Origin of the sequence: Pseudomonas sp. 34 E 7 (assembly GCF_900005715.1) — a bacterium.
GTDB lineage: Bacteria > Pseudomonadota > Gammaproteobacteria > Pseudomonadales > Pseudomonadaceae > Aquipseudomonas > Aquipseudomonas orientalis_A.
Genome location: NZ_CVTX01000172.1, coordinates 64,768 through 77,834, shown reverse-complemented (window position 1 = coordinate 77,834; position 13,067 = coordinate 64,768). Strand labels below are relative to the sequence as shown.

General features: G+C 61.8%; 13 protein-coding genes. 7 read left to right on the top strand and 6 right to left on the bottom strand.

The window, feature by feature from the left end; genetic code table 11:
• The 5 genes from mnmC to BFP96_RS23675 form a co-directional block, all read left to right on the top strand.
• A partial coding sequence (mnmC, locus tag BFP96_RS23695; protein ID WP_083216678.1) for a bifunctional tRNA (5-methylaminomethyl-2-thiouridine)(34)-methyltransferase MnmD/FAD-dependent 5-carboxymethylaminomethyl-2-thiouridine(34) oxidoreductase MnmC occupies positions 1–1,156 on the top strand: 1,156 nt, incomplete at its 5' end.
• A 133-nt stretch (positions 1,157–1,289) separates the two neighbouring features.
• Complete coding sequence (locus BFP96_RS23690; protein ID WP_065937117.1) at positions 1,290–3,062, top strand: N-acetylglutaminylglutamine amidotransferase; 1,773 nt, start codon at positions 1,290–1,292, stop codon at positions 3,060–3,062.
• A gap of 3 nt (positions 3,063–3,065) precedes the next feature.
• Positions 3,066–4,811 carry an N-acetylglutaminylglutamine synthetase gene (gene ngg, locus BFP96_RS23685; RefSeq protein ID WP_065887976.1) on the top strand — a complete coding sequence of 582 codons (1,746 nt, stop codon included), beginning with the start codon at positions 3,066–3,068 and terminating at the stop codon, positions 4,809–4,811.
• A 136-nt stretch (positions 4,812–4,947) separates the two neighbouring features.
• Positions 4,948–6,147: an osmoprotectant NAGGN system M42 family peptidase gene (locus tag BFP96_RS23680; protein WP_065887975.1), complete on the top strand. Its 1,200-nt coding sequence runs from the start codon at positions 4,948–4,950 to the stop codon at positions 6,145–6,147.
• A 75-nt stretch (positions 6,148–6,222) separates the two neighbouring features.
• Positions 6,223–6,450, top strand: coding sequence for a YheU family protein (locus BFP96_RS23675; RefSeq protein WP_003192759.1), 228 nt, complete (start codon positions 6,223–6,225; stop codon positions 6,448–6,450).
• 8 nt (positions 6,451–6,458) lie between these two features.
• Here BFP96_RS23675 and csrA read toward each other — a convergent pair whose 3' ends face one another.
• The gene (gene csrA, locus BFP96_RS23670) at positions 6,459–6,662 is read right to left on the bottom strand and encodes a carbon storage regulator CsrA (protein WP_065887973.1); all 204 of its coding nucleotides are present in this window, start codon (positions 6,660–6,662) and stop codon (positions 6,459–6,461) included.
• A gap of 128 nt (positions 6,663–6,790) precedes the next feature.
• Positions 6,791–7,606, bottom strand: a complete 816-nt coding sequence (locus BFP96_RS23665; protein ID WP_065894021.1) for an SDR family oxidoreductase — start codon at positions 7,604–7,606, stop codon at positions 6,791–6,793.
• 329 nt (positions 7,607–7,935) lie between these two features.
• Here BFP96_RS23665 and BFP96_RS23660 point away from each other — a divergent pair, with 329 nt between their 5' ends.
• Positions 7,936–8,088, top strand: coding sequence for a DUF3309 family protein (locus tag BFP96_RS23660; protein ID WP_003192767.1), 153 nt, complete (start codon positions 7,936–7,938; stop codon positions 8,086–8,088).
• Positions 8,089–8,153: 65 nt separating this feature from the next.
• Here BFP96_RS23660 and BFP96_RS23655 read toward each other — a convergent pair whose 3' ends face one another.
• The 4 genes from BFP96_RS23655 to BFP96_RS23640 form a co-directional block, all read right to left on the bottom strand.
• Positions 8,154–10,241 carry an LTA synthase family protein gene (locus tag BFP96_RS23655; protein ID WP_057721425.1) on the bottom strand — a complete coding sequence of 696 codons (2,088 nt, stop codon included), beginning with the start codon at positions 10,239–10,241 and terminating at the stop codon, positions 8,154–8,156.
• Between the two features lie 395 nt (positions 10,242–10,636).
• Positions 10,637–10,828, bottom strand: a complete 192-nt coding sequence (locus tag BFP96_RS23650; protein ID WP_003172956.1) for a PLDc N-terminal domain-containing protein — start codon at positions 10,826–10,828, stop codon at positions 10,637–10,639.
• Between the two features lie 68 nt (positions 10,829–10,896).
• On the bottom strand, positions 10,897–11,427 hold the full coding sequence (locus tag BFP96_RS23645; RefSeq protein ID WP_065887970.1) for a hypothetical protein: 531 nt from the start codon (positions 11,425–11,427) through the stop codon (positions 10,897–10,899).
• A gap of 40 nt (positions 11,428–11,467) precedes the next feature.
• The gene (locus BFP96_RS23640; RefSeq protein WP_065887969.1) at positions 11,468–11,983 is read right to left on the bottom strand and encodes an ankyrin repeat domain-containing protein; all 516 of its coding nucleotides are present in this window, start codon (positions 11,981–11,983) and stop codon (positions 11,468–11,470) included.
• A 374-nt stretch (positions 11,984–12,357) separates the two neighbouring features.
• On the opposite strand from BFP96_RS23640, the gene BFP96_RS23635 reads away from it, so the two are divergent.
• The gene (locus tag BFP96_RS23635) at positions 12,358–12,636 is read left to right on the top strand and encodes a DUF3509 domain-containing protein (RefSeq protein ID WP_003172952.1); all 279 of its coding nucleotides are present in this window, start codon (positions 12,358–12,360) and stop codon (positions 12,634–12,636) included.
• Positions 12,637–13,067 lie beyond the last annotated feature (431 nt).

Genomic DNA, 13,067 nt, shown 5'->3' with positions numbered 1-13,067 from the left:
TTGGCGGGTGAGCTTGCTGGAACGGCATGCCGGACTGGCCGCAGAGGCCTCGGGCAATCCCCAGGGCGTGCTGTACCTGAAGCTCTCAGCGCACGGAACGGCACTGTCCCAACTGATACTCAGCGGCTTCGGGCATACCCGGCGCCTGCTCGAACAGCTGCACCGTGGCGTCGACTGGGACGACTGCGGCGTGTTGCAACTGGCGTTCGACGCCAGGGAGGGCGAGCGCCAGGCCCAACTGGCGGCAGCGTTTCCCCCAGCGCTGTTGCACTTGGTCGATCGCGATCAGGCGCGGCAATGCGCCGGGATCGACGTGGCCCAGGGCGGTCTGTTTTTCCCCGAGGGCGGCTGGGTGCATCCACCGTCGCTCTGCCAGTGGCAGGCAACGCACCCCTTGATCAACGTGCTCACCCACCGCGAGGTGCTTGAACTCGACCGAGTGGATGACCAATGGTGCGCGCGCGACGGTGATCGGCTACTGGCCAGTGCCAGCGTGGTCGTGCTCGCCGGGGCTGCCGAGATCAAGCGCTTCGCACCCAGCGCCGACTTGCCGCTCAAGCGCATCCGCGGGCAAATCACCTGCCTGGCGCAGACGCCGGCAAGCCGGGCGCTGGCCACCGTGGTCTGCGCTGAAGGTTATGTCGCACCGGCCCGCCTGGGCGAACATACCCTGGGCGCCAGTTTCGATTTCAATAGCCAGGACCTCACCCCCACCAGCGCCGAACATGCCGGTAACCTGGAGAGGCTGCGCGAAATCTCGGAAGACCTGCTGCAACGCCTGGACGCCGACACAATGGCAGCGGAACACTTGCAGGGCCGCGCGGCCTTTCGTTGCACCAGCCCCGACTACCTGCCGATCGTCGGCCCGTTGGCCGACCTTGAGGCCTTTGCACAGGTGTACGCCGCACTGGGCAAAGACGCCCGGCAAGTGCCAGACCTACCCTGCCCGTGGCTGCCGGGCCTGTACATCAACAGCGGGCACGGCTCACGCGGCCTGGTCACAGCACCGCTGTGCGGCGAACTGCTGGCAGCCTGGCTCTGTGACGAACCACTGCCCTTGCCGAGCGCGGTGGCCGAGGCCTGTCATCCCAATCGATTTGCCCTGCGCGCCCTGGTTCGCGGCAAATCTCAAGCCTCTAAAGTGCAGGCCGGATGACCTCATGGCAGTTTGCTTTATAACTTATTGATCTAAAACTCCACGCATAGCGCTGGGTCAGTTTCTGGGTACGCGCCCTTCAAGGCGTATTGAGTATTGACCCCTCCCCAACGGAAAAACCGGTAAGGAACTTATGTGTGGATTAGCTGGCGAGTTACGCTTTGATCATCAACCTGCCGACCTGGCAGCCGTGGAACGCATCACGCATCACCTCGCCCCCCGTGGCCCCGACGCCTGGGGCTTTCACGCCCAGGGGCCGATTGCCCTGGGTCATCGCCGCCTGAAAATCATGGACCTGTCGGACGGCTCCGCCCAACCGATGGTCGACGCTCAACTGGGGCTGTCCCTGGCGTTCAATGGCGCGATCTACAACTTCCCGGAACTGCGCCAAGAGCTGGAAGCCCTCGGCTACGCCTTCTATTCCGGCGGTGACACCGAAGTGCTGCTCAAGGGCTATCACGCGTGGGGCGAAGCATTGCTGCCCAAGCTCAACGGCATGTTCGCGTTTGCCATCTGGGAGCGCGATGCGCAGCGTCTGTTCATCGCCCGTGACCGTCTCGGTGTGAAGCCTTTGTACCTGTCGCGCACCGACCAGCGCCTGCGCTTTGCCTCGGCGTTGCCGGCGCTGCTCAAGGGCGGCGATATCAACCCGATCCTCGACCCGGTGGCGCTCAATCACTACCTCAACTTCCATGCCGTGGTGCCTGCACCGCGCACCCTGCTGGCAGGCATTGAAAAACTGCCGCCGGCGAGCTGGATGCGCATCGATGCCAGCGGCAAGACCGAACAGCACACCTGGTGGACCCTGCCCTACGGCCCCCATGAGGATGAAAAACACCTGACCCTGGAAGACTGGACCGATCGCGTGCTCGACAGCACCCGCGAAGCCGTCGCGATCCGCCAGCGCGCGGCTGTGGACGTTGGCGTGCTGCTCTCCGGTGGCGTCGACTCGAGCATGCTCGTCGGCCTGCTGCGTGAAGTCGGCGTGCAAGACCTGTCGACCTTCTCCATCGGTTTTGAAGACGCGGGCGGCGAGGCTGGCAACGAGTTCCAGTATTCGGACCTGATCGCCAAGCACTACGGCACCCGTCACCACCAGTTGCGCATCGCCGAAAGCGAGATCATCGAGCAACTGCCGGCCGCGTTCCGCGCCATGAGCGAGCCGATGGTCAGTCATGACTGCATCGCCTTCTACCTGCTGTCGCGGGAAGTGGCCAAGCATTGCAAGGTGGTGCAGAGCGGCCAGGGCGCCGACGAACTCTTCGCCGGTTACCACTGGTACCCGCAGGTGGATGGCGCCAGCGATCCGTATGCGGCTTATCGCGATGCCTTTTTCGACCGCAGCTACGACGACTACGCCGCCACCGTTGCGCCGAAATGGCTGACCGCCAACGACGCCGCCGGGGACTTCGTGCGCGAACACTTCGCGATGCCGGGGGCTGATGCCGCCGTCGATAAGGCCCTGCGCCTGGACAGCACGGTGATGCTGGTGGAGGACCCGGTCAAACGCGTCGACAACATGACCATGGCCTGGGGCCTGGAAGCGCGTACACCGTTTCTCGACTATCGCCTGGTGGAACTGTCGGCCCGCGTGCCGGGCAAGTTCAAGCTGCCCGACGGCGGCAAGCAGGTGCTCAAGGAAGCCGCGCGCCGGGTGATCCCCAGCGAAGTGATCGACCGCAAGAAAGGCTACTTCCCGGTGCCGGGCCTCAAGCATTTGCAAGGCGACACCCTGAACTGGGTACGCGAGCTGCTGCTGGACCCGAGCCAGGACCGTGGCCTGTTCAACCCCGCCATGCTCGACCGCCTGCTGACGGACCCACAAGGCCAATTGACGCCGTTGCGCGGCTCCAAGCTGTGGCAACTGGCGGCGCTGAACCTGTGGCTCAGCGAACAAGGAATCTGATCAATGAAACCTAACGCCGCGGCGTACAGCCAACGCTTGCTCAAGGGCCAGGCGCCGACCTACGAGCGCCTGCAGGCCCGGCTGGCCGAAGACGGCAGCGCGCAAGGCCCCGAACCGATTGCCGTGCATTGCGGTTGGGGGCGTTTGTTGATCGGGCACACCTTCCCCGACCCCGCCAGCCTTGCCCAGGAACTGCTCAACGAGCAACCCGGCGAGCGCGATATCGCGCTGTATGTGGCCGCGCCCCAGCAGATTCTCGGCATCGATCCGCAGCAGTTGTTCCTCGACCCTTCGGACACTCTGCGCCTGTGGTTCAGTGACTACCGCCCCGCTACCCGTGTGTTTCGCGGCTTTCGTATCCGCCGCGTGCAGAACGAAGCCGACTGGCAGGCGGTGAACCTGCTCTACCAGGGCCGCGGCATGCTGCCCATTGACGCCGAACGCCTGACGCCGCGCCATCAAGGCGGCCCGGTGTACTGGCTGGCCGAAGATGAGGACAGCGGCGCGGTCATCGGCAGCGTCATGGGCCTGAACCATCAGAAAGCGTTCCATGACCCGGAAAACGGTTGCAGCCTGTGGTGCCTGGCGGTAGACCCGCAATGCACCCGGCCCGGCGTGGGTGAGGTGCTGGTGCGCCACCTGGTGGAACATTTCATGAGCCGAGGCTTGAGCTATCTGGACCTGTCGGTGTTGCACGATAACCGTCAGGCCAAGAGCCTCTACGCCAAGTTGGGCTTTCGTGCGTTGAACACCTTCGCCATCAAGCACAAGAACGGCATCAACCAGCCGCTGTTTCTCGGCCCCGGGCCGCAGGCGGGGTTCAATCCTTATGCACGGATCATTGTCGAAGAAGCCCATCGACGGGGCATCGACGTGCAGGTGGATGATGCCGATGCCGGCCTGTTCACCCTCAGCCACGGCGGGCGCCGCGTGCGCTGCCGCGAGTCGCTGAGCGACCTGACCAGCGCCATCAGCATGACGTTGTGCCAGGACAAGAGCCTGACCCACAAGGTGCTCAAGGCCGCCGGCTTGAAGTTGCCGGCGCAGCAATTGGCGGGCAGTGCCGACGACAACCTGGAGTTTCTCGACGAACATCAACGTATCGTGGTCAAGCCGCTCGATGGCGAGCAGGGCCAGGGCGTGGCGGTGGATTTGCACACGTTCGAGGAGGTGCAGCAAGCCATCGACGCGGCGCGCCAGTTCGACAGCCGCGTGCTGCTCGAAAGCTTCCACGAGGGCCTGGACCTGCGCATCCTGGTGATTGGCTTCGAAGTGGTCGCCGCAGCGATCCGCCGCCCTGCCGAAGTGATGGGTGACGGTCAGCATTCGATTCGCGCCTTGATCGAGGCGCAAAGCCGACGGCGTCAGGCCGCCACCGATGGCGAAAGCAAGATCCCCCTGGACGCGGAAACCGAGCGCACCCTCAAGGCCGCCGGCTACGACTACGACAGCGTCCTGCCCCGTGGCGTGCAACTGGCCGTGCGCCGCACCGCCAACCTGCATACCGGCGGATGCCTGGAAGATGTCACGGCCATTTTGCATCCGACCCTGGTAGATGCCGCTGTGCGTGCAGCCCGCGCGCTGGATATTCCCATGGTCGGCCTGGACCTGATGGTGCCCGCCGCCGACCAGCCCGAATACGTCTTCATTGAAGCCAATGAACGGGCAGGCCTTGCCAACCATGAACCGCAACCGACCGCTGAGAAGTTTGTGGATTTGTTGTTTCCGCACAGTCAGCCGGCCGCCTGACCACCGATTGTTCCCACGCTCCGCGTGGGAATGCAGCCCGTGACGCTCTGCGTCACCACAGCGGACGCAGAGCGTCCCTGGAGGCATTCCCACGCAGAGCGTGGGAACGATCGCCCTCAACTCATCAGGAGTTTCCATGACTCGAACCATTCCCGAACCCGATCTCGCTTACCTGCAAAAAGTGCTGCTGGAAATGCTCGCCATTCCCAGCCCCACCGGCTTCACCGACACCATCGTGCGCTACGTCGCCGAACGCCTGGAAGAGCTTGGTATCCCGTTTGAAATGACCCGGCGCGGCACGATTCGCGCGACCCTCAAGGGCCAGAAAAACAGCCCTGACCGCGCCGTCTCCGCGCACCTGGACACCATCGGCGCCGCCGTGCGCGCCATCAAGGACAACGGCCGCCTGACACTGGCGCCGGTCGGCTGCTGGTCAAGCCGCTTTGCCGAAGGCAGCCGTGTCAGCCTGTTCACCGACAACGGCGTGATCCGCGGCAGCGTGCTGCCACTGATGGCCTCCGGGCACGCGTTCAACACCGCCGTGGATGAAATGCCGGTGAGCTGGGACCACGTGGAACTGCGCCTGGACGCCTACTGCGCGACCCGTGCCGATTGCGATTCCCTGGGGATCAGCGTCGGTGACTACGTGGCATTCGACCCACTGCCGGAGTTCACCGAAAGCGGCCACATCAGCGCACGTCACCTGGACGACAAGGCCGGCGTCGCGGCCCTGCTCGCTGCGCTCAAGGCCATTATCGACAGCGGCGAACCGCTGCTCATCGACTGCCACCCGCTGTTCACCATCACCGAGGAAACCGGCAGCGGTGCCGCCGCCGCCCTGCCCTGGGATGTGAGTGAATTCGTCGGCATCGACATCGCCCCGGTCGCTCCGGGCCAGCACTCCAGCGAGCACGCGGTGAGCGTGGCGATGCAGGATTCCGGTGGACCGTACGACTATCACCTGTCACGGCATCTGCTGCGCCTGGCGGCGGACAACGACCTGCCGGTACGCCGCGATCTGTTCCGCTATTACTTCAGCGATGCGCATTCGGCGGTCACCGCCGGGCATGACATTCGCACCGCCCTGCTGGCGTTCGGTTGCGATGCCACCCACGGTTACGAGCGCACCCATATCGACAGCCTGGCGGCACTGAGTCGACTGCTCGGCGCCTACATCCTCAGCCCACCGGTATTCGCCAGCGACGCGCAACCGGCACAAGGCTCCCTGGACCGCTTCAGCCATCAGATCGAACATGAGACGCAGATGGAAAGCGATACCCGGGTGCCGTCGGTGGACAGCCTGGTCGGGAACAAGTCCGATACGGGCAACAGCTGACCCTTGAAACGCCCGACACTGGCAACATAAGTCCCGGCACAGTAGCATCGCCGGGACTTGACCCCCGAGGCTTATATGCTGATCCCCTACGACGCGCTTGAAGTCGACACCCTGACCCGCCTCATCGAGGATTTCGTCACCCGCGATGGCACCGACAATGGCGACGACACACCGCTGGAAACCCGGGTACTGCGCGTACGTCAGGCACTGACCAAAGGCCAGGCGCTGATTGTGTTCGACCCGGAAAGCGAGCAGTGCCAACTGATGCTCAAGCACGACGTGCCCAAGCACCTGTTTGATTGACGGTGACGCTACGGGTTGGGCACCGGCACCGGATAGGCGGCACTCGCCTGGCGTTCGAGGATTTTGCGATACACCTCGGCGCGATGCACGCTGACGCCTGCCGGCGCTGCGATGCCGAACTTCACGTGGTTGGCACTGACTTCAAGAATGTGCAAAGCGATATCATCGCCGATGGAAATGCTTTCGCCCAAGGCGCGGCTCAAGACCAGCATGGCGGTTGTCCTTTTTCGAATGTCAGGACCCCGACCATGCTTGTTTGTAGCGTAACCAGCAATGGCTCGCGGCCAAATCAGGCATCACCTACAGGCATAGGTAATTTGCCTGACAGACCGCACCCCTATCAGCCCTTTATGGCCTGCGCCTTGGCGCGCATCTTGTCAGCCATCAGCGTCATCTCGTCATAGAGCAACTGCGGGTTTTTCTGTTTGAGTGTCCACGCCATTCGCCCCTGCTCGTGGGGCAGAATCATGAACTCGCCTGCACTCACGCGCTGATGGATATAGTCGGCGATGTCCGTCGCCGAGATCGGCGAACTCTCGAGCAACTTGCCCACCTGCGCTTTCATCGCCGGGGTCGGCCCGCGAAATGAATCAAGCAGGTTGGTCTGGAAAAACGACGGGCAGACCACATGCACGCCGATTTCCTGCTGCTTGAGTTCCACCAGCAAGCTTTCCGACAGCGCCACCACACCGGCCTTGGCCACGTTGTAGTTACTCATGGCCGGGCCCTGCATCAGAGCGGCCATCGAGGCGATGTTGATGATACGGCCCTTGCTCTTTTCCAGCAGCGGCAGGAACGCCTTGCAGCCCTTGACCACGCCCATCAGGTTGATTGCGATCTGCCAGTCCCAATCCTCGAGCGACAGCTCGGCAAAGAACCCGCCGGACGCCACGCCGGCGTTATTGACGATCACATCGATGCCGCCAAGCTTCACTTCGCAGGCCTGCGCCAACGCAGTGAGCTGGCTGTAGTCACGCACATCGCAGCGCTGGATGAAACCGTCGCCACCGGCGTCGCGCACCAACCTCAGGGTTTCCTGCAAGCCCGGCTCGCTGACATCCGACAAGGCCAGCCGCCAACCCTCACGGGCCCAGCGCAGTGCGATTTCACGACCCAGACCGGACCCGGCGCCAGTGATCATCATGCGGTTTTGCATAGGAAGTAGCCTTGTGGTTCACGATGGAAGTGATCGGCAGTGTAGCGAAGGTTCCTGCCGCGCCCACGCACCATCAGAATGATGAATGCCCCAGGCAAACCGCGGGCTCGGTCGGATACTTGCGTATAGCCTAAGTTCAATATTTTTCAACTAACGTTGCGTAGTTGCGGCCGTGTTAAAAGAAATAAGCGAGCAAGCGAAATGCTTTAAAAAAATACTGAATTTTTTATCAGGCGGCAGAGTCGGAGTTGATAAGCCGTCCATTATCAGATGGACGAGACTCCCGCTGAATAACCGGTCTTTACAGAAGGCCTATAAGGAATAAAACCATGAGCCTGATTCTGATCATTATCCTGATTCTCCTGTTGGTGGGTGGCCTGCCGGTGTTCCCGCACTCACGTAACTGGGGTTATGGCCCGTCGGGTATCCTGGGTGTGGTGCTGGTAGTTCTGCTGGTGCTGTTGTTGCTCGGCAAGATATAAGCCCCTTCCAAGGGTAAAAAAAAGAGGCCTCAATTGAGGCCTCTTTTTTATTGCCGGTTTGTTAGTTAGTCCGGCTTGCCGTCCACCACACCTGCGGTGTTATCCAACAGGCTCTTGGTCGCGGTTTGCAGGAACGACTCAAGTTTCTGCTTGAGCGCCGCTTCGTCCGGCGACTCGGCAATGACCTTGCCGGTCGGGTTGGCGCCCAGTTCGTATTGCCACAACTTCGGTGGCATTTCCTTGGGCAGGACCAGTACGCGGTCGGCCGTCAGCAAGGCGACGGTCTGGTCGCTGCCCGATGGCTTGATCACGCCGAAGCCCTTGTCGCCTTCCGGCAGGTTCAGCAGGTCGCGGCCCCAGCACTGGTGCAGGGTGTCACCGCCGAGGCGACCCATGATGGTCGGGACGATATCGATCTGGGTGCCCACGGTGTGGTCACGCTCGCCGAACTTTTCCTGCATGCCCGGCGCGATCATCAGCATCGGTACGTTGAAACGGCCCAGGTCCATCTCGGTGATCTGTTGCTCGTTGCCGAAGCCGTGGTCGCCCACCACCACAAACAGGGTTTCCTTGAAGTACGGCTCCTTGCGGGCCTTCTCGAAGAACTGGCCCAACGCCCAGTCGGAGTAACGCATGGCCGTCAAATGCTCGTTGAGGCTGCCACGGTCGGTGACCGGCTCAACCGGCAACGGCGTCGGCAACGCGTACGGTGTGTGGTTGGACAAGGTTTGCAGCAGTGCGTAGAACGGCTTGCCGCCTTCGCGGGCCTTCAGTTCTTCCAGGCCACGGTTGAACATGTCCTGGTCGGACACGCCCCAGGTCGGATCGGAAAACACCGGATCGACGAAGTCGTTGCGGCCGATGAAGTTGGTCATGCCTTGGTTGCTGAAGAAGCCCGACTGGTTGTCCCAGGCGAAGTCGCCGTTATAGACGTACACGTCGTCGAAATCGCGCGCGCTCAGCAACTGCGGCAGGCCCGACAGCTTGTGGCTGCCTTCGGGGGTCTGCATCAGGTATTCGAAGCCCGGCAGGTTCGGGAAGCACGCCATGGTGGCGAACATACCCTGGTGGGTGTGGGTGCCGTTGGAGAAGAAGCGATCGAACAGCAGGCCTTCCTTGGACAACTTGTCGAAGTACGGCGTGATGTTGCCTGGACGGCCCAGGGCGCCCACCGAGTGACCGGCGAAGCTCTCCATCAGGATCACGACCACGTTCTTGATCGGCAGGGTCTTCTCGGCCGGCGGCGTGAAATCACGGCGCACGGCGGCGGTATCGGTATCCACCAGCTTCTCGCTCGGCAGCAGCAGCATGTCACGCACGGTCTGGGTGGCCAGCGGTTGTTCCAGGGTGGCTTTCCAGACGTTGTCGCGATGCGCGGAGAAACGCGCCTTGGCCGCGCCGATCAACGACAGCGTACCGTTAAGGCCCAACTGGTTGGCGAAGTTCGAGTCGGTGGTGTACACGTCGCCCCAACGCAACGGCGGGCCCTGGCGCAGGGTGCCACGGATGGCGACCACGGCGACCAGCAGGCACACCACGAACACCGCGATGCGGCTGTACCACGGCGCCACCTGGCGCGTACCGATGCTGCCGCCACTGAACGGGCCACGTGGGCGCGTTGCACGGTCGGCGCCCTTGAAGGCCATGCTCAGGATCAGCGTGCCCACGGCCCAGGCCAACAGGTAGCGCACCACCGGGAAGCCATACCAGAGCATGCTCACCACGGTTTTCGGATCTTCCTTCACATACTGGAAGACCAAACCGTTGAGGCGCTGGTGGAACTCGCGATAGAAGTCCATCTCCATCAGGCCCAGGAACAGCGCAATGCTGGAGGCAACGGTCAGCCACAACCGGAAAAACCCGCGCGCCGCCATGGCCCGGACGCTGAACAAGGCCAACAGCAGCGGGACCAGCAGGTACATCACCAGGCGGATATCCAGGCGCAGGCCGTTGGCGAACGCTTCCAGGAAGGTCGAGGCGGGTGTGTCGAGGATCATCTCGCGGTTGTAGACCAGCAACGCCAGGCGCAGCAGGGAGAACATCACCATCATGACCAGTGCGCAGAGCAGCGTGTATGCCAGATGGGATTTGACGGTCGGTTGCAGCAGGCGATTTGAAGCTCGCTGCTGATTCAGGGCGTCCGGGTTTGCCATGTCGTTTTAGGACCCATTGGAAGTTGAAGTTGCGAAATTAATGCAGTGGCGTCCGCCCTCGCCCAGGCTGGCCGGGGTGGGTGGTTAACGCGGTGGCGCAAATGGTGCCCGATCAAGGCCGGCAAGGCTATTAATTACTGAACGTGCGAGCTCGCCACCGCTTTAAATGCCCCAGGGATTGGGGCCCTGGCAGAGGAACAAAGCGGGCGAATTGTCTTGGACGGGATGTGAAAATTTCGTGCAGCGAATACTTTCGACACACAAATTCAACGGGGGTAGGCAAAACCGGCAAAACCAATGTGGGAGGGGGCTTGCCCCAGATAGCGGAGGGTCAGCAACAGATACAGTGCTGACCCACCGCTAATCGGGGGCAAGCCCCCTCCCACAGTACGGTGTTAGATCCGCACGTTACCGCGCGGCCCGGCGATGGCCCAGATGATCAGGCCCAGTACCGGCAGCAGCAGGATCAACAGAATCCACAACACCTTGGCGCCCGTGCTCGCGCCGCTTTTGAACACGTTGATGATCGCCCAGATATCCAGCGCGAGGATGATCAGGCCAATCAGGCCGTTGAAAGTTGAACCCATGGTGTCGCTCCTAAGTGTGGGGGCATGCCCTTGTAGGATAGTCAGCCCTGACGGTGGTTCCGTATTATTTAAACGTGAACGGCAATCTTCAGGGCTTCCAGCGACGGCTCAGCCTTGATACCAACCTCGGCGCACAGTTCCAGCACCCGCGACAGGTCGTTGCCGAACACCAGGACGGCCTGGATTTCGTCATCAAGCAGTTGGCTGAAGTTGAGCAGCACATAGCCACCGTCTTCCGGGCTCAGGGCGCTCATCTGGATCTGGATGCGATTGAGCGCGGTCAGGTCTTCGGTCTTGGCCAATTGCTTGGGCTTGAGGTTGAACGCCACGCCCGGACCGAACGAGGCAACGATCTGCGCAAACAGGTCCGCGTAGGTGTCGGCCTGGAACAGCACAGTGTCCGGCAGGCTGCCGACCACCACCCACTCCCCCAAAGGAATCGGGAAGCTGTCGTCGTAGTTGATATCCGGATTGGCCGCCAGAAAAGCCGCAGGATCCGCGTAGGCCTGAGCTGCTTCATCGGCGATACGCGCCACCTCGTCCGCCCCCATGACACCGCTGCTGATTTTGCTGATGAGTTCGACGAGAGCGGTTTTCATGGGTGGGTCCTGTGGCGGGCGGTTTTCGAGGGCGCGTAGCCTACACCAGTTTTTGCAACAGCGCCGCCGTATCCACTGCCCCCATGGTCTGCGCCGCCGCCAGCGCCGTCGCGCCCTGGGCATCGGTGGCCTTGGGGTTGGCACCCTGGCCGAGCAGGTAATCGAGCATTTCGACACGGTTGAACATGGCCGCCATCATCAACGCCGTGCGCCCATCCGAAGACGCCGCCTCAACCGGGGTGCCGCCTTCGATCAGCGCCTTGACCACCGCCAGGTGGCCCTTGAATGCCGCACCGGCAATCGGCAGTTGGTTCTTGTCGTTGGCGATCAGGGGGTCGGCCTTGAACTCCAGCAGCACTTTTACCGCCTCGGCGTGGCCGTGGTAGGCGGCGAGCATCAACAGCGTGTCGCCATTGTGGTTACGAAAGTTGGCCGGCAGACCTTTGGCCAACAGCGCCGCGAGCATGGCGGCATCGCCCTTGCGGGCGACGTCGAAGACCTGCTCGGCAAATTCGGCGGCTTCGTCTTCGGTCATTTGTTGGGGCTGGGTCGACATAGTAGGGCTCCTTTCTGATGCTTTATATGGCGCCCAGTGTCGCGATGGAGTTCCCCGCTGTCATGGCTTTTTTGTCAAAAGCGCCCATAGGCAGAATCAATAGAGAAAGCCCGGCCGCCGGCCGGATGGAATTTATCCCGCAAGCATGCGGTCTGAGTCGTTAGCAAAACAGCAACTGCGCGCGGGAATTAACCGTCTGGATAACGCAAAATGCAGGATGCACGATGGCCTTTCATGCAAATTGCACGAAAACGAAAATCTTGAGATTTTATAAGTCACTGATTTATAAAGACTTTTTATAAGATTCAATACTGGCACAATCACTGCACCTATCACTCCATGCTTGCCAACTTGAGCCAATGGAGCTGATAGACATGAGCCTGATCCAAGATAAATTCGCTTCGGTATTTTCCAACTACGACGTCACCACCCAACCACGTCCAGACGGCGGCATTCTGTTGACCCTGCGTAACAGCGAAGGCAAACAGGTCAAGCGCTCGATCTCGTATCAGCAGCTGCACACCGCCGACCAACTGACCTGGGTCATCAGCGCCATCCGCCGCGACCTGGCCGAACAAGCCAGTGAGCTGCCACAAATTTCGATGCTGCAAAGCCAGAACCGCTTTGCCCTGCCGACTTACCATTCGGCATAAGCGCCACCGTTAAAGAAGGGCCGCAACGCCGTTGAGCGTCGCGGCCCTTTTTTATGTGCGCCACGCATGGATCGTTCCCCCGCTCCGCGTGGGAATGCATCCCGTGACGCTCCGCGTCACCATTGCGCAATTGCCGGATGTTGCGTTGAAAGCAGGACGCAGAGCGTCCTCGGCGGCATTCCCACGCGGAGCGTGGGAATGATCTTGTGCATGACTGAGCGTCGCGGCAAGTCTTTCGCTGAGATGATCGTTCCCTCGCTCCGCGTGGGAATGCATCCCGTGACGCTCCGCGTCACCACTGCGCAATTGCCGGATGTTGCACTGAAAGCAGGACGCAGAGCGTCCTCGGCGGCATTCCCACGCGGAGCGTGGGAACGATCTTGTGCATGACTGAGCGTCGCGGCAAGTCTTTCGCTGAGATGATCGTTCCC

Bases quoted from the DNA above. Each gene is read 5' to 3' on its own strand.
- BFP96_RS23690 (WP_065937117.1), top strand. From the start codon at position 1,290: ATGTGTGGATTAGCTGGCGAGTTACGCTTTGATCATCAACCTGCCGAC.
- ngg (WP_065887976.1), top strand. From the start codon at position 3,066: ATGAAACCTAACGCCGCGGCGTACAGCCAACGCTTGCTCAAGGGCCAG.
- BFP96_RS23680 (WP_065887975.1), top strand. From the start codon at position 4,948: ATGACTCGAACCATTCCCGAACCCGATCTCGCTTACCTGCAAAAAGTG.
- BFP96_RS23675 (WP_003192759.1), top strand. From the start codon at position 6,223: ATGCTGATCCCCTACGACGCGCTTGAAGTCGACACCCTGACCCGCCTC.
- csrA (WP_065887973.1), bottom strand. From the start codon at position 6,662: ATGCTGGTCTTGAGCCGCGCCTTGGGCGAAAGCATTTCCATCGGCGAT.
- BFP96_RS23665 (WP_065894021.1), bottom strand. From the start codon at position 7,606: ATGCAAAACCGCATGATGATCACTGGCGCCGGGTCCGGTCTGGGTCGT.
- BFP96_RS23660 (WP_003192767.1), top strand. From the start codon at position 7,936: ATGAGCCTGATTCTGATCATTATCCTGATTCTCCTGTTGGTGGGTGGC.
- BFP96_RS23655 (WP_057721425.1), bottom strand. From the start codon at position 10,241: ATGGCAAACCCGGACGCCCTGAATCAGCAGCGAGCTTCAAATCGCCTG.
- BFP96_RS23650 (WP_003172956.1), bottom strand. From the start codon at position 10,828: ATGGGTTCAACTTTCAACGGCCTGATTGGCCTGATCATCCTCGCGCTG.
- BFP96_RS23645 (WP_065887970.1), bottom strand. From the start codon at position 11,427: ATGAAAACCGCTCTCGTCGAACTCATCAGCAAAATCAGCAGCGGTGTC.
- BFP96_RS23640 (WP_065887969.1), bottom strand. From the start codon at position 11,983: ATGTCGACCCAGCCCCAACAAATGACCGAAGACGAAGCCGCCGAATTT.
- BFP96_RS23635 (WP_003172952.1), top strand. From the start codon at position 12,358: ATGAGCCTGATCCAAGATAAATTCGCTTCGGTATTTTCCAACTACGAC.